At 45.1% G+C, this 15,981-nt stretch carries 17 protein-coding genes and 1 pseudogene; 14 read left to right on the forward strand and 4 right to left on the reverse strand.

Going from position 1 to position 15,981, the window contains the following annotated elements; genetic code table 11:
* The first annotated feature begins 194 nt into the window (after positions 1 to 194).
* The 4 genes and pseudogenes from Q5076_RS09610 (at position 195) to Q5076_RS09625 (ending at position 3,083) form a co-directional block, all read left to right on the forward strand.
* Positions 195 to 1,046, forward strand: coding sequence for an AraC family transcriptional regulator (locus tag Q5076_RS09610; protein WP_303012756.1), 852 nt, complete (start codon positions 195 to 197; stop codon positions 1,044 to 1,046).
* 64 nt (positions 1,047 to 1,110) lie between these two features.
* A pseudogene (locus Q5076_RS09615) lies at positions 1,111 to 1,206 on the forward strand (DNA-binding protein); the annotation flags it as partial.
* Between the two features lie 292 nt (positions 1,207 to 1,498).
* Positions 1,499 to 2,548 (forward strand): cyclophilin-like fold protein, encoded by a 1,050-nt coding sequence (locus tag Q5076_RS09620; protein WP_303012758.1) that lies wholly within the window; start codon positions 1,499 to 1,501, stop codon positions 2,546 to 2,548.
* A 19-nt stretch (positions 2,549 to 2,567) separates the two neighbouring features.
* Positions 2,568 to 3,083: a cyclophilin-like fold protein gene (locus tag Q5076_RS09625; protein WP_303012760.1), complete on the forward strand. Its 516-nt coding sequence runs from the start codon at positions 2,568 to 2,570 to the stop codon at positions 3,081 to 3,083.
* Positions 3,084 to 3,102: 19 nt separating this feature from the next.
* Here the strand turns inward: Q5076_RS09625 and Q5076_RS09630 are convergent, their stop codons facing one another.
* Positions 3,103 to 3,921, reverse strand: a complete 819-nt coding sequence (locus Q5076_RS09630) for an AraC family transcriptional regulator (protein WP_303012761.1) — start codon at positions 3,919 to 3,921, stop codon at positions 3,103 to 3,105.
* A 318-nt stretch (positions 3,922 to 4,239) separates the two neighbouring features.
* On the opposite strand from Q5076_RS09630, the gene Q5076_RS09635 reads away from it, so the two are divergent.
* The 7 genes from Q5076_RS09635 (at position 4,240) to Q5076_RS09665 (ending at position 9,411) form a co-directional block, all read left to right on the forward strand.
* Complete coding sequence (locus Q5076_RS09635; RefSeq protein WP_303012762.1) at positions 4,240 to 5,106, forward strand: aldo/keto reductase; 867 nt, start codon at positions 4,240 to 4,242, stop codon at positions 5,104 to 5,106.
* Between the two features lie 21 nt (positions 5,107 to 5,127).
* Positions 5,128 to 5,397 (forward strand): hypothetical protein, encoded by a 270-nt coding sequence (locus Q5076_RS09640; RefSeq protein WP_303012763.1) that lies wholly within the window; start codon positions 5,128 to 5,130, stop codon positions 5,395 to 5,397.
* A gap of 113 nt (positions 5,398 to 5,510) precedes the next feature.
* The gene (locus Q5076_RS09645; RefSeq protein ID WP_303012764.1) at positions 5,511 to 6,524 is read left to right on the forward strand and encodes an aldo/keto reductase; all 1,014 of its coding nucleotides are present in this window, start codon (positions 5,511 to 5,513) and stop codon (positions 6,522 to 6,524) included.
* A gap of 197 nt (positions 6,525 to 6,721) precedes the next feature.
* Entirely contained in the window at positions 6,722 to 6,919 is a 198-nt protein-coding gene (locus Q5076_RS09650; protein WP_303012765.1) for a hypothetical protein, read from the forward strand.
* A 142-nt stretch (positions 6,920 to 7,061) separates the two neighbouring features.
* Positions 7,062 to 7,619, forward strand: coding sequence for an NAD(P)H-dependent oxidoreductase (locus Q5076_RS09655; protein ID WP_303012767.1), 558 nt, complete (start codon positions 7,062 to 7,064; stop codon positions 7,617 to 7,619).
* A 635-nt stretch (positions 7,620 to 8,254) separates the two neighbouring features.
* The gene (locus tag Q5076_RS09660; RefSeq protein WP_303012768.1) at positions 8,255 to 8,863 is read left to right on the forward strand and encodes a TetR/AcrR family transcriptional regulator; all 609 of its coding nucleotides are present in this window, start codon (positions 8,255 to 8,257) and stop codon (positions 8,861 to 8,863) included.
* Positions 8,864 to 9,204: 341 nt separating this feature from the next.
* Complete coding sequence (locus Q5076_RS09665) at positions 9,205 to 9,411, forward strand: hypothetical protein (protein ID WP_303012769.1); 207 nt, start codon at positions 9,205 to 9,207, stop codon at positions 9,409 to 9,411.
* Positions 9,412 to 9,671: 260 nt separating this feature from the next.
* On the opposite strand, the gene Q5076_RS09670 is transcribed toward Q5076_RS09665, so the two are convergent.
* Together Q5076_RS09670 and fldA are read right to left on the reverse strand one after the other, a co-directional pair.
* Positions 9,672 to 10,034 (reverse strand): DUF2023 family protein, encoded by a 363-nt coding sequence (locus tag Q5076_RS09670; RefSeq protein WP_303012771.1) that lies wholly within the window; start codon positions 10,032 to 10,034, stop codon positions 9,672 to 9,674.
* Between the two features lie 32 nt (positions 10,035 to 10,066).
* The gene (gene fldA, locus Q5076_RS09675; protein ID WP_303012773.1) at positions 10,067 to 10,573 is read right to left on the reverse strand and encodes a flavodoxin FldA; all 507 of its coding nucleotides are present in this window, start codon (positions 10,571 to 10,573) and stop codon (positions 10,067 to 10,069) included.
* Positions 10,574 to 10,761: 188 nt separating this feature from the next.
* On the opposite strand from fldA, the gene Q5076_RS09680 reads away from it, so the two are divergent.
* Complete coding sequence (locus tag Q5076_RS09680; protein WP_303012775.1) at positions 10,762 to 12,810, forward strand: LruC domain-containing protein; 2,049 nt, start codon at positions 10,762 to 10,764, stop codon at positions 12,808 to 12,810.
* Positions 12,811 to 12,958: 148 nt separating this feature from the next.
* Here the strand turns inward: Q5076_RS09680 and Q5076_RS09685 are convergent, their stop codons facing one another.
* Positions 12,959 to 14,134, reverse strand: a complete 1,176-nt coding sequence (locus Q5076_RS09685) for a phosphoribosylaminoimidazolecarboxamide formyltransferase (protein WP_303012777.1) — start codon at positions 14,132 to 14,134, stop codon at positions 12,959 to 12,961.
* A 211-nt stretch (positions 14,135 to 14,345) separates the two neighbouring features.
* Here Q5076_RS09685 and Q5076_RS09690 point away from each other — a divergent pair, with 211 nt between their 5' ends.
* Entirely contained in the window at positions 14,346 to 15,050 is a 705-nt protein-coding gene (locus tag Q5076_RS09690; RefSeq protein ID WP_303012779.1) for a hemerythrin domain-containing protein, read from the forward strand.
* The gene (locus Q5076_RS09695) at positions 15,040 to 15,651 is read left to right on the forward strand and encodes a response regulator transcription factor (RefSeq protein ID WP_303012780.1); all 612 of its coding nucleotides are present in this window, start codon (positions 15,040 to 15,042) and stop codon (positions 15,649 to 15,651) included. Before Q5076_RS09690 ends, Q5076_RS09695 begins: the two co-directional genes overlap by 11 nt.
* Positions 15,652 to 15,981 lie beyond the last annotated feature (330 nt).

The following is a 15,981-nucleotide window of genomic DNA, read 5'->3' on the forward strand; positions in this document are numbered from 1 at the left end:
TTCACGAACGATTGACACACAGCTTGCATTGTTCTGAATTCATCGAACTCACGTGTTGATTATTTAATCGGGCTGCAAAGTTAGCCTCGCATATTATATCATTAAAGTACATAATGCCGATAAAAACAGTACTTTTAAAAACAAACCGGCTATAGATTAAGATAAAACCGTATTTTTGCCTGTAAAAAAGAAACATGAAACAATTAGACCCTTATTTTGAAAGCAAGAACGAGAAGTTTTCAATGGGCTGGACTGACATGCGGGAGGTTCTCGGCCGGATATTGAATCCGGGATGTAACACGCTGCTGATTTGCCGTTCGGGACGTGCTACTTTGTTATTGAACGGGAAAAGGCATTTGTTTAGACGGAATGATATCCTCAATATCTATGCGGACGGGTACATGAGCCCGGTATTTATCCGCACATCAGAAGACTTCTCCACCTTCTGTTGCATGATGTCCGGAGAATTTGCCAAAGAGGTTTCCTACAACGTGTCTTCTCCCTTCTGGGACCTCCTTACAGCCTATCCTTTGTTACGTCCTGACCGGAAACAGGCGGAAGGTATCGAGTTGTGGCTGAAACAGATGGAGTGGTTGGAATGTAATATAGCAAAAGACAGGCTGTATCCGTTTGTCAGAGATTATATTTATTACCTCTACCAGGTGATTGACATAGAGGCTCAAAAGAAATCGGAAGAAATAGTACTGCCCAAAATGAACCGGGCGGAAGAAATCTTCCGCGAGTTCGGCATTTTGCTTGACAAGTATATTTGTCGCGAACACAATGTGGCTTTCTATGCCGGAAAATTATGTATTACACCTTATTACTTGTCCAAAGTAACGAATGAGATTATGAATGAAAGTCCAAAATCGTTGATTGACGGACAAGTAATCATGACAATAAAGGTATTACTTGGAACAACGAATCTGCCCGTCAAGGCTATTGCAGAGCAAATGAATTTTGAGGATGCTTCTTACTTGTGCCGGTATTTCAAGCGTCATGTGGGCATGTCTTTGTCTGACTACAGGAAGAAAAACAGGTATTGATAAAAAACAGTTTCTCTTTTTGCTGCATGTATGGTAGTGTGGGGCAGGAAGACGGTCATGTATTATGGTATTCTTTAGGAAAGTCCTGCAGAAAATCAACAAGAAGTGGTATCCGTACTCTGCCACTGTGGGAAACCTCGTGACAATAGACGAAGTGGCTGCACATCCGGCACTCGTCTATTATAATTTATTTGATTCCTGAAAACGTGTCGTTCTGTTCCGGCTGCAAATTTAAGGGATAATCCGGTCTCTTATGTAACTTTAATTGCTGATTATATAACCTTAGTTACTGGTTTCCCGCTTGCCCATTCCCGTCCTCATAATAAAATCTGTAATTGAGGTCATAATCAGGATGCAATATCCGTAATTTATCTACAAACGGGGAAGATGGAAATTCCGAATTTTGCAATATCCCAAGAAGGATGCAGGTAATAATAAATTTAATAGAAACTATGAAACGACTTTGGCCCTTATCATTTTTACTGTTGGCAGTATTATTCTGCCCGTCGTGCAACGGTGACGAACCCGATAATCTTCAGCCTCCATCGGAACAGCCTGAACCTCCGGGCGACGAGAACAACAATCCCGGCTCCTCCGACCCGGCTCCGGGAGAAAACGGGAAATTCCTCGTATTGTTCGCTTCGCGTAGCGGCAATACGGAACGCATGGCACAGGTCATCGGGTCGGCACTCGATTGTAATCTGCTGGAAGTAGAGCCGTCAGACCCTTACGAGGGCGACTATAATGCCATGCTTGACCGTGCGCAGGCAGAGTTCGAGATGATTGCCGAAGGAAGTTTTCCTGCCATAAAGACATTTGTCGGGGATTTTTCAATGTATGACATTGTGTTTATCGGTTTCCCTGTATGGTACAACCATATTGCTACGCCGATACAGACTTTCCTGCACGAACATGCCGGCAAGCTGGCGGGTAAACGGATTGCCCTTTTTGCAACAAGCGGCGGCAGCGGCATCACCAGTTCGGTGAACGATGCCCGTACCCTCTGCCCCGATGCGGAATTTACAGAGCCGTTGTTGCTGACATCCTCCGGCAGCAGTCAGACGGTCACCCGTGTCACACAGTGGCTTGAACAGTTGGGAGCTACCCGGGAAGACAATCCGAACACCCCCGACGATGACACAGGCGACCTGAAGATAAGGATTTCGGTTGGCGGGCAGGCGATTACCGCTACAATGGAAGACAACGCGGCTGCACGCGACCTAATTTCACGACTTCCGCTGGAAGTGACACTGAGCGATTATAATCGGACGGAAAAGATTTTCTATCCCGATCCGAAGTTGAATATCGAAGGAGTGGAACACGGTTGTGCTCCTGTGGCCGGCGATATTACGATTTATGCCCCGTGGGGGAATGTTGCCATATTCTATAAGGATTGGCCGCAATCGGATGCTCTTATAAAAATCGGACATATAGATGGAGACGGTATCAGCGTACTGAGTGCATATAATGGTGATGTGGCCGTAAGAATGGAAAAGCACTGATAACTAAATACAGGAGGCAATGAAAATCAGACTATCAATAATGTTGCTGTTCGTCAGCTTGGCTTATATGGCACAAGCCTGTGCCATCAGCAATATCCCTGCACGGAACAATGAGAATCATAAATCAAAAACAGATAATAAAATGGAAACAAAACAATTTTACATCCATGTGAACGGGCATACGCTTACGGTAGATCTTAAAGAGAACTCTTCCGTACAGGCCGTTGTCAGTGAACTGAAGGCCGGCGATATTATAGTCCCGATGAAAGATTATGCCGACTTTGAGAAGTTCGGCGAATTGCCTCGCTCTTTTCCTCGCAATGATGAACAGATTATTACCGAATCCGGGGATGTCATTCTTTCTGAGGGCAATCTGCTGGTTATCTATTACGACCGCAATTCATGGAGTTTTACCCGCTTGGGCAAAATACGCGGTCTCTCACAGTCGGAGTTGAAAAAGATTCTCGGTCCGGGAAATGTCTCTGTTACAGTGTCGCTTAATCCGGATACAGTCTTTAAAGTTGGTAGGCCGTAAAGCTGTGGTTTCAAAATAATCACAGTTTATTCCTATACTCCGATGGTGGTACGCCTATCCGCTTCTGCACGTAACGACTGAAATAGGAGACAGACGAAAAGTTCATCCGTTCGGCAATCGTTGTCAGCGACAGTTCTTTTTGGCGAAGCAGGCGGGTGATTTCATGGATGGTGAAGCGGTCTATCCAGTAAGTAGCCGGACGACCGCTCACTTTCCGGCATATTTCCGACAGGTAGTGCGGGGTGATGTAGAGGCGGGAGGCGTAAAAATCAAGTTCCCTGTTCCGCACGTATTCGCCGTTGTATAGCAATCCGATGAAATCCCGCAGCAGCGAGGCGGTATGCTCCGGCAGTGGCGACACGTCCCGGCTGCGGGCATGGATGTCATAAAGGTCGAGGATGTGAGCTGTCAACAGGCTGCCTACTAATTCTTCACGAAACAGATGTTCTTTTTCTTCCATGCGCATGCGGAGGTATCGCAGGGCGGCTTCGCATATCTTGAAATCACGGGCAGAGAGTTTCATCACAGGATTTTGCAGGAGTGACAGATGCCCGATGATACCGTAATTACTGCGAATGGCAATAGAGGCGACGAATGTTTCCGAGAGGCCCATCAACATACCTCGGAAATCATCGGATACGGAGAATCCGGAACCTAGTTCTGCATTGGGCAGGATGACATAGTCGCCCGCCGCGATGTTGTAGCGTGTACCTTGAAAGGTAAATCCCATATTGCCGTCGAGACAAAGGATATGCACTGTCTGCCCCGCGTAGCGCAAAGCATTGAAATCCTGCAAGGTGTCGGCAAAGATAATCCCGTCGAAATCCGTATGTCCCATAACTGTCTTTCTTTTGTTGCAAAAATAACTGAAAACCACGAATAGTGAAAAATCCTCCTCGATTTTTGTAACAATGGAATAATAAGTACGTGGTAATTTTGCAACGGAAAATCAAATCAAGAAGAACTGTTACGTCATGTATTTATCGTCAACGTCAAAGAAGGGATTTCCGATGACACGGTAGAGATGAAAATGGCAGAAATGCGTGTGCTTCACAGCCGGATGCATACTGACGTAGCCGAAAGAGCTGGAAAGGCTTTCGACATGCAGAATGCCGATATTGCCCGGATAGAGTATTAACCCTTAAAACAAAAGATTATGCAAACTGTAAAACTGAACAACGGCATCGAAATGCCGGTATTGGGATATGGAGTGTTTCAGGTATCACCCGAAGAATGTGAGCGTTGCGTGCTCGATGCTGTTAACGTAGGTTACCGGCTGATAGATACGGCTCAGGCATACTACAATGAGGAGGGGGTGGGCAATGCCATTACCAAATGTAGTGTTCCCCGCAATGAACTCTTCCTTACGACGAAAGTCTGGGTCACCAACGCGGGCGAGGAAAAGGCTGCCCGAAGCATCGACGAATCGCTCCGCAAGCTGCGTACTGACTATATCGACCTGTTGCTCATTCACCAGCCTTTCAGCGACTATCCGGGCACATGGCGGGCGATGGAAAAAGCAGTACGGGACGGAAAGGTGCGCGCCATCGGCCTCTCGAACTTCTATCCCGACCGTTTTGTGGATATGGCCGAATATGCTGAAATCAAGCCTGCCGTAAACCAACTGAAAACGAACATATTCAGCCAGCAGTGGGATGCGGAAGCGGAAATGAAGCCTTACGGAACCCGTATCATGGCTTGGGGACCGCTGGCACAGGGCGATTCCGACCTCTTATCTGATTCCGTATTGATTGCCTTGGCCGAACGATACCATAAGACGGTACAGCAGATTGCCTTGCGTTACTTGGTGCAACGGGGTATCATCGCCATTCCGAAGAGTACGCATGTCGAGCGTATGAAACAGAATCTGGATGTATTCGACTTCTCGCTTACATTGGATGATATGGAAAGCATTCGTCCGCTTGACAAACCCGCCGATTTTCGCTGGTCTCACCGTGACCCGGAGTTAGTGAAATTCTTGCTGAATTACGATAAACAGTTTAATCCGAATAATAAACAATGAAATATGGAATGAACGGGCGATGTGGCTCATGTCATTGCCGCAAAGCTGATAGAACTCGGACATGAGGTGATGATGGGAGCACGTGATGCCGCCAACGAAAAAGCCGTAAGCTGGGCGGAGACGGGCGGTGCACGTGCCCGCTGCGGTTCGTTTGCCGATGCTGCCGCTTTCGGAGAACGGGCATTCAACTGCGTGCAGGGCATCCATTCGATGGAAGGCAAAGGCGGAAGTAGCGGTTTTGTTGAAGGATTTCTTTCGGCTGGACTGACACGTTCGACTTGGGTGACATAAGCATGTCACGCTATACTGAAATGCTCGGTGCGTTCTGGCCTGCGGCTCTCAATGCCACGGGAAATATGGATTGGGGCTTTAAGTTTGTAAGAAAACATTAAAAAAAGGAATATATGAAAACAAGAAAACTTGGCAATCTGGAAGTATCGGCAGTCGGTCTCGGCTGTATGGGATTCACGCATGGATATGGGGCTTGCCCGAACGAAGAAGAGTCTATCCGCTTGATTCGCAAAGCATACGAGGAAGGATGTACGTTCTTCGACACGGCAGAAATATACAGTTGCTACAAAAATGAAGAACTCGTAGGAAAGGCACTCAAGCCGTTCCGCGATAAAGTGGTAATCTCCACCAAATTCACTCCCGCAACCTTGCCCGGACAGGAAAGGCCGGAAGGGAAATTGAGCCGGGCAGGAATCCGTCAGGCGGTGGAAGGTTCATTGCGGCGGTTACAGACCGACTACATCGACCTTTATATGGAACACCGCGTCCCGAAAGAGAGCGATTCTGCCGAGGTAGCCTATTGGATGGGCGAGTTGATACGGGAAGGCAAGATTCGTGCATGGGGACAGTCCGAACCTATGCTCGAACAGCTCAGAGCAGCTCATGCCGTTACACCGATTACCGCCGTGCAAAGCGAATATTCCATTATGGAACGCAAGTGGGAAGCCGACGTGATTCCCTTCTGCCGGGAGAACGGTATCGGTTTTGTGGCTTATTCGCCGATGGCGGGCGGTTTCCTGAGCGGCAAATACCGCCATGCCACTTTCGAGGGGGATGATGTACGGCGTGTAATTACCCGTTATACGGAAGAGAACATGCAGGCCAACGCAGTGCTGCTCGACCTTATCAACCGCTACGCCGAGGCGAAGCATTGTACTGCCGCACAGATTTCGTTGGCTTGGGTAATGTATGCCGGGCATATCGTTCCTATACCGGGCATGCGAAGCGATGCACGCATTCTCGAAAACATCGGAGCGTCAGAAGTGACGCTTACCGATGCCGAATATGCCTCCATGAACGAGGCACTGAGCCGTATCACCATACACGGAAACCGGACGGACGAGGATATCGCCAAGCTGGGCACTATCGAAGGAAACCAACAGAAAGTAGCAAAGGCCGGACGATAAAGAGGATTGAAGAAACTAAGAAAAATATGGTGAATAACCTTGTTATTTTGATTATGGTATTTTCGGAATCCCGTTTTGCGCGAATGCGCAGGAGGGCAAAGCAGAAATAAAAGGAAAAAAGGAATCGGTCGTTTATTATTGTAGGGGTGGTAACACGAAAGCCGTAGGCGACTATATTGCCCAAAGGGTTGGGGCGGATGTCTGAACCCGTCAGGGCATATCCTACGGACTGTGAGGTTTGCGTAAATGAGGGCAACCGGCACGGCAGTACATATGTTCTCGACGGACTTTCCATCTATAACTGCTGCCAGGTAAAAACGAAAGTCAATACTTCCGGCAATATGGGAGACAGGAAAACTACGGTAGACGAATGGTTGAGAACCGTGATTAAGTAAGCGAATTATCAAACGACGAAAAAACAGCAATGATGTACGAATCCTTAAACAGTAAAGTCGCTCTCGTTTTGCCGGTGCCGACTGTAAAGTAGACGGCAGCGTGGGTGTATAATAAATAAACAATAATAAAATCCGAACAAATATGAAGAACGTTTTAATCATCAGCGGTCACACAGACCTTGCGGCATCGGTAGCCAACAAGACTATCCTTGAAACGCTTGGACACCGGTTGCCGGAAGCCGAAATCGTGAAACTCGACGAGCTTTACCCCGATTTCAAAATCAACGTGGAAGCCGAACAACAGCGTTTGTTCCGCGCCGACATCATCGTGTTACAGTTTCCTGTGTTCTGGTATTCCGCACCTTCTATATTGGAGCGTTGGATGGAAGAAACCTTCCGGCACGGATTCTCGCACGGCAGTACGGGCGACAAGCTGCAAGGCAAAAAACTGGTACTGTCTTTTACTACGGGAGCGCCCGCGGCGATGTATAGCCGCGAGGGGGCGATGGGATATGATATCGAAGAGTTCCTGCCTTGCTACAAGGCCACTTGCCGGCTTTGCCGGATGGAGTTTGCCGGATATGTATATACCGGAGGCGTGAGCTACGGCAACCGTACTTCTCCCGAACTTGTCGAATGGCAAAAGGCTATATCGGGAGAACATGCACGAAGGTTGATTGAGCTATTGGAAACCCTCTGAAAGGATAAGAGAACCGATGGCAAATATCCATTGTCGGGATAGTTGCCTTCATGTGGTCGAGGTAGCTGTTTTTATATAGTCAAGGCAGTTACCGGGAGAATGGCTGTCTCTCCCGTCGGATTATCTGTAATCCGTGTCATGCAATCTGTAATTTATCCACAAACGGTATCTTCTCTTCTTCCGGATTTTGCAAGCGGAAGCGTTCCATTAAATGATAGGAACATGACATTTGAAACTTTATTATTGGATGTAGAAGTCAAAAAAGGCATGTCTTCACCGACACGCCTTTTTTGATTTAGAATATGCTATCTGCACTTATTCTATAATTGAATAATACATTAGATGGTTTTCTAAACTGACAACCCAACCAACGAAATGCGGGAGAATCGCTTCGGCCGATTTCAATGTATTTCTTTCAATGTGGCTACGTAAAATAATTATGACTAATTAATTCAATTCTGATGTTGCAAAGATAGAAGCTTTGATGTTTTTCTGCAATCCCCTGAAATGGGTATTCTTAATAAATCCGATAACTATAAATAAGGAATGCGTGCAAAGATAATCCATATATATAGGTATTGGCAGGCAGGGCAATTCGGGCTACTTTTGCCATCAGGTTATTTAATATCGCCATTATGCAGTTTTTGAAAGAAGATATACAGGAAAGAATTCTGGATGCGGCTGAAAAGGTCTTTCTGGAGAAAGGATACAAAGACGCTTCCATGCGTGAGATTGCTTTGAAAGCGGGGGTGACAGTCAGCAATATCTATCATTATTTTACTAATAAGGATGAAATATTTCATACGATTTTAAAGCCGGTGCTGAACGATTTGTATGCGATGGTCTATAATCACAATGCCGAGCAGATGACAATTGATGTTTTTGTGGATTCAGATTATCAGAAAGCGTCTGTGCAGGAATATATCGAGCTGGTGTCGGAACATCGGGAACGTTTACGGTTGTTGCTTTTTCAGGCACAGGGTTCGGCATTGGAGAATTTCCGTTCTGAATATACCGATTTGATGACCCGTACGATTTCCGTATTTTTCCGGGGAATGAAAAAGAAATATCCGCATCTCAATATAGAGATAACCGATTTTTTTATTCATCTGAACACCGTCTGGTTATTTGCCTTGTTGGAAGAGCTCGTATTGCATGATATAAAGAAAGAGGAAATGCAAAGGTTCATAACGGAATATATTGTTTTCGAAACTGCCGGCTGGAGAGAACTTATGAATGCATGAGCCTTCCGGTTGTCTTTTTAGAAGGAAGCGGATTTATAAGAACGGTACAGGTCCAGGATATATAAAAAATAAGAAGACCCGGCTTTCACAAGCTGAATCTTCTTATTTAGAATATGCTATTTATGCTTATTCTATATTGAATACATTATATGGTTTTTCTAAACTAACAACCAAATAAAAGAAATGCGGGAGAATCACTTCGGCCGATTCCAATGTATTTTCAATGTGGCTACGTAATTTTAATTATGACTAATTAATTTCTGATGTTGCAAAGATATGGGCTTTTGCGGCTTCCTGCAATCCCCTGAAATGGGTATTCTTGGCTGGATTAATAACTATATATGATGGTCTTGTTTGAGGATTTTCCCTATTGCTTTTCCCTTGTGTCCTGTCGGGCATCCTATTTCTGGCGAAGTGGCAGCGGTTACCGTAATTCCGTCACGTTAGTTTCCGGTTTGTCATGGTTTGCCGGACTTCCCGGTTGGAGAAAAGAAGAGAAATGTGCGAGCCTGTCTCTTTTAAAATCATGTAATATACAGGCGATTTGATTTCAAGGAAGAGGAAAGGAGTGAAACCGTAGTACGAAAATAAACAAAGTTGTGTGTCGGCAAAATGCAGTTTCCGACACACAACTTTTAATTCTGATAGTATAATCTTAATAGTAATATCTACATTGGCGGTTTGTTGAGCGAACCGTTTCTGATAAAATGAATATTTACGGAGTAAGTTTCCGCCACTTCATTTTACGAAACGATTCTACTCGGTACAAACTACATACAAACAAAGCTTACAATGTAAAAGTTATCAATCAAACAGCTATCTTAATACCTTCTTTTTTGCTGCAATAGCGTTTGCATTGTTGGCAGATATCATATCCCAACATGGCTCCCAAGATAAAATCTTCTTCGGCGGTCAGTTGGTTCAACGGCCGGATAATGATATGCCGCACGGCTTCCATACATTCCGGCTTACCGAAAAACAGGTTTATTTTGTTCGTTCCCACTTCCTGTATCATATAACTGATTTTCTGGTTCGTCAACCGGCGGACGGCAAAATCTTCATGCTCTTTACTCATCGTATAAAGTACCATGTTGCGTACGCCTTTTTTGAACTCATAAATATGATTGAGGAAAATTCGGATTTCACCGGGTATGATTCTTTCAGAAGCCATGATGCAAACTATTTATATGATAAGATTAAAAGTTAGCTTATTTCTTGTTTCACTTGTTCAGCCCATGCGCTGATGCGTTCGTCCGTCTTGCTGTCTTCATTGACTTCATCAAGCGGAAGGCCGACGAATTTCCCGTCTACAACAGCAATGGAAGAGTCGAATGTATATCCGGCCGTATCTGTCGCTCCGCAGAATTTGCACTGCGTATCTTTCAAATCTTCGTAAAGAATTCCTATGGCATCGCAAAAAGTATCGCTGTACGAGTCGGAATCACCGCAACCGAACAAAGCTACATATTTGTGTGACAAATCGCATTTCTTTAGAATGTTGACTCCGTCATACCAGTCGTCCTGCAATTCACCTGCTCCCCATGTAGAGCTTCCCAATACCAATACGTCATATTCACCGGCCAAAGCTTCCGTAAGTTTGGATACTTCATAGACATCTCCGGAAGGAACATCTAGTTTTTCTGCAATTCGACGGGCAACGTCTTCGGTGGTTCCTGTCGTGGAACCGTAAAATACTCCAATTTTATTCATCTTAGATTCATTTTTAATGTGATGTTGCAAAGATAGAGTGTCTTATAGAATTAGAAAATCCCCATTAATAGTGGAATAACAACCTCATTTTCATTATAAATGGGGATAAAATACGGATATTTGCTAGTATCTTTCAATAAATTACATACCTTTGCGGAACCAAAACAAACATTATATACTATTTGAATATGAGAAACTTAAAGTACCTTTCTTTTGGAATCATCGGTTTGATTTTCGCTTCATGTGTAGATGAAAAGAATTTATATAGCCCGAATGAGGAAGAGCCGGAAGAAACGGAATCCGGCTTGGTTGCGGATTTCTTGTTGAAAATGAAGAAAAGCATATCGGTTACTGCGGTTAACGGTGACGGGAAGGTGCAAAAAGGTGTGAAAATCGGAATTTTTGCCAGCCAGCCTTACGGAGCGGAGGGCAGGATGGTGGCGGAGCCTGCCGGTGTAGGATATACGGATGCTTCGGGCAGGCTGAATACGGACGTGGTGATTGCGAATAATCTTTCCCGGATATATGTCGTTCCCCTTACCGCCGGGTATGGGCAGATGCAGGAGGCCGATGTCCGGAATCTTACTTCCTTGAATTTTCACGGAACGGCTTTTCCGTACTCCTCTGCCGTAACCCGCGTGGCTGCCGACGGCAAGCTTCCGGAATTTTCTGGACCGGTCAGTAATCTTTACCAGTTGTTTGTGCCTTACAGGGATGCGGAAGTAAATGAAGACGGGATTCCGCTCCAAGGAGGCTCTCCTTTGGTTTCCAAGGAGCAGCTTTCTCCGGCACTGATTAACAAAATAGACAGTTGGTATCCGGAAAAACAGAATGTTCAGAAAGCCGACCTGTCAAAAAACTCGGATTTGAGAATTGTTGACGGGGGTGGGGCGCAGGTTTGGGTGACTTATGTCGGTGACGGAGGCTTTTATGTTGCTAACCAGACCATCTATAATTCTTTGATGTATTACAATTATAAGGAAGGGGAACTGACCGGGCATGACGACACCGGCAATCTTCACATGACTATGCTTTTGCCCAATACAAACCAGTTGCAATGCCCGTCGGGATTGAAAATCCAACTGCTCTATTGGAACGGTTCGGAATACAGCAAGACTTTTCCGGAAGGAACGAGAATCGGGTTTGCCGTTGCCCGTGCAGGTTTTAAAAAAGATGAGGCAAAAAACATAACGGATAAGACAGCATATAATTTTAAGAATAAAGCGTATCCGGCGGTAAACGGCGATGTGAGCGGCATGTATTATTCTACTCCGATATTGAATGCATGGGGAAAGTCGCAGGCGGTAACCCGCGAGTTGGAAGGATACAATTGCTGTGTGACAGGTTTTGATATCCGTCCTTTTGGAGACAGACAGTCGGATTATGATTTTAACGATGTAATGGTGAAGGTGACGGCTACCCCTGAACGGGCAATCGAACCGGGAGAGGATATTCCGGTTGACGAAGAAGTAACCGTAGCCGAATCTATTCATGGCACATTGGCTTTTGAAGACCAGTGGCCTAAGGCCGGCGATTATGATTTGAATGACTTTGTCGTGAACTATACCTATAGTATATATAAAAATGAAGAGAATCAAATAGCAGGCATTCAAATGCGGTTGAAACCGATTGCCAAAGGTGCGGCGGATTACACGAAGATTGGTTTCGGGATAGAGTTGCCGTTAGCCCCGGATGAGATTGACGTTGCAGGAATCACAAATGCTGTATTTGAGTCCGGACACCAGAAAGCGACCTTTGTGGTTTGGGAAGATGCCAACCGGCTTTTCCCCGGCGATGCGGCCGGTTTTATCAATACGGAGAAAGGAGCCGTCCCGGTTACGGCGGAAGAGACTGTTGTGAACATTCCTTTGAAGGCTGCGGTTAATAATATTTCCATGATGAGGTTCAATCCGTTTATATTTGTCAATAAACGCTCCCATGAGATTCATTTGACGGATTTTGCCCCCACATCCAAAATGGATGCCAGTTTGTTCGGGCAAAAAGAGGATTGTTCGGATATGTCGAGAGGCATGTATTTCCGGATGAAAGACATGTCTTGCTGGGCATTGGATTTTCCCCGCTCTTCTTCGGACGAGGCGGCATGGAGATACCCGAAAGAAAAGTCATCGGTAGTGAAAGCTTATAAGAATTACAGTAAGTGGGTAGTGGACAAAACGGACTTGTCCTGGTTCGATTCTACCATTTCAGGCAATGTAGACGAGAACGAATTATATTAAGTTAAGAACACTAACCGGGATATTGGCAAATAAGGGAGAAACCTGAAACCACTGCAGGACGTCCGTATTGGGACGCCCTGCAGATACCCTCAAATCCGCATCGTCTGTGGTGAAGATGAGGTTTACTCCCTTATTGGCAGTGGGTGTTTTAATGATGGAACAGGCGGATTCCTGTAAACGCCATCGCTATGTGATATTTGTTACAAGTGTCGATAACATGGTCGTCACGTACGGAACCGCCCGGTTGCGCTATATAGCTGACACCGCTTTTGTGCGCCCGTTCGATGTTGTCTCCGAACGGGAAAAACGCATCCGAACCGAGAGATACCCCCGTCATGGTATCCAACCACGCACGTTTTTCTTCACGGGTCAGCACTTCCGGTTTTTCGGTGAAAAACTGCTGCCATACGCCTTCCGCCAATACATCATCGTAATCTTCCGAGATATAGACATCAATTGTATTGTCTCGGTCCGCACGGCGAATCTTTTCAATCCAGGGCAGATTCATTACTTTGGGATGCTGGCGCAAATACCAGATGTCAGCCTTGTTTCCGGCAAGACGTGTACAGTGGATACGTGATTGTTGTCCTGCCCCGATGCCGATAGCCTGTCCGTCCTTCACGTAACATACGGAATTGGATTGCGTATATTTTAAAGTGATTAAAGCGATAATCAAATCCCTTTTAGCTTCGGCGGGAATGTTCCGGTTCTGTGTCGGCATCTCCTTTAAGATGCTTTCGTCGATTTTCAATTCGTTTCTTCCCTGTTCGAAAGTAACGCCGAAAACATCCTTGTGCTCTACTGGCGCCGGACGATAAGCCGGGTCTATTTGAATGACATTGTATGTCCCTTTTCTTTTATTTTTGAGGATTTCCAGAGCTTCGGAAGTGTAGCCCGGCGCAATCACGCCGTCGGAGACCTCCCGGTTGATGATACGTGCGGTTTCCTCGTCACAGATGTCCGACAGTGCGATAAAATCTCCGTATGACGACATGCGGTCGGCGCCGCGTGCACGTGCGTAAGCTGTTGCCAGCGGAGACAGTTTCATGTCATCGACGAAATAAATCTTTTTGAGGGTGTCGTTCATCTCCACTGCGACGGCGGCGCCTGCCGGGCTTACGTGTTTGAAAGAAGTCGCAGCCGGCAGTCCGGTAGCTTCTTTCAGTTCTTTCACTAACTGCCAGCTATTGAATGCATCTAGCAAATTGATATAGCCGGGGCGCCCATTCAGTACCTCGATGGGGAGTTCACCTTCTTTCATGAATATACGGGCCGGTTTCTGATTCGGATTGCAACCGTATTTCAGTTCGAGTTCGTTTGCCATTTTATTAATTATAAATTACTAGTTATTAAGAATAATACAGATAACGGCAAAGTTACTAAAAAAAGGCAGGCCTACCTATATTTATGCTGTAAAATAGTCGTTTGCCGCCGATGGGATATTATAAACATTTTATCAAAATACCTATAAGTAGTGATTGTATTTCCGTAAAATATTCCGTTCCTTTGCATTCTATAAATATAAATAGGTATAGATGGACAATTTACAAAAATACAAATCTACTGACAAGATGATTGATCTCATCAGTGATAACTATTCTTTATTGCAGGTGATGAGTCGTTTCGGGCTTTCGTTGGGGTTTGGTGATAAGACAGTCAAAGAAGTATGCGAACTGAACGGAGTAGACTGTCGGACTTTTCTCATTGTTGTCAATTTCATGGCCGAAGGTTTTTCCCGGTTGGACGGAGACAGTGACGATATTTCCATACCCGCGTTGGTAGACTATCTGCGACAGGCGCATATTTATTTTCTGGACTTCTCCCTTCCCGCCATTCGTCGTAAATTAATTGAGGCGATAGATTGTTCCCAGGATGACGTGGCATTCCTGATTCTTAAATTTTTCGATGAGTACACGCGGGAAGTGCGCAAACACATGGACTATGAGGAAAAGACGGTGTTCAAGTATGTGGATGCGCTGATTAAAGGAGATGCTCCGAAGAACTATCAGATTAGCACTTTCTCCAAGCACCATGACCAGGTAGGAGAGAAGTTGACGGAGTTGAAGAATATCATTATTAAATATTGTCCGGCCAAAGCCAATGAGAATCTGTTGAATGCGGCCCTTTTCGATATCTATGCATGTGAGGCCGGATTGGAATCTCATTGTAAGGTTGAGGATTACATTTTTGTTCCTGCCATTCTGAAGTTGGAAAGGAGGATAAGAGAAAATGAAAAATAACGAAGTTATCCGAATAGCTATTGCAGAGACCTCCGTGATTATTCGCGGGGGACTGACTGCTGCGTTCAAACGCCTTTCTAATATAAAAGTACAGCCTATAGAACTGCTTTCTGTCGAAGCTTTGCATGATTGCCTTCGGACGCAGTGTCCTGAAATGTTAGTCGTCAATCCGGCTTTCGGCGATTATTTCGACGTGCCCCGGTTCCGGGAAGAAACATCCGGCAAAAAGATACGACTGATTGCGCTGGTTACCTCCTTTGTAGATGCTTCGTTATTGAGTAAATACGATGAGTCTATTTCTATTTTTGATGATTTAGAAACCCTGTCCGGGAAGATAGCGGGATTGCTGAACACAACTTCCGAGAAAGACGAAGATGACAGTCAGGACGCGCTTAGCCAGCGGGAAAAAGAAATCGTGATTTGCGTTGTGAAAGGAATGACAAACAAAGAGATAGCCGAAAAGTTGTTCCTGTCCATCCATACCGTCATTACCCATCGGAGAAACATCAGTAAAAAATTGCAAATACACAGTGCGGCGGGTCTGACTATATATGCCATTGTAAATAAGCTGGTTGCGTTGAGCGATGTGAAAGATTTATAGCTTCGCGAAGTGTTATAAAATACAAAACCGTTTGCGCACACGAAAATATTTTGTACCTTTGCAGAGCAATTGGGAAATTGCTGTTAGTTTATAAGAATAAAGAAAATTAGTAAGGTATTAGATTATAAGTTTAAGGTATTAAAGTTCTTAGTTCGATAGGAAAAGTTTTAATAAGAGGTAAAAAGATTAACGATAGGTAAGGTATTTTTTAGGTAAAAAGAAGATTCGTTTTCAGGAAAAAAACAGGTAGTAAAAAAGAAAAGCCTTTATGGCTTTTCTGATGTTGAGGCGAGTGATTCCGTAAGAGGAATTAGCTCGTTTTTTTATGAA

This window comes from uncultured Bacteroides sp. (genome assembly GCF_958445495.1).
Taxonomy (GTDB): Bacteria; Bacteroidota; Bacteroidia; order Bacteroidales; family Bacteroidaceae; genus Bacteroides.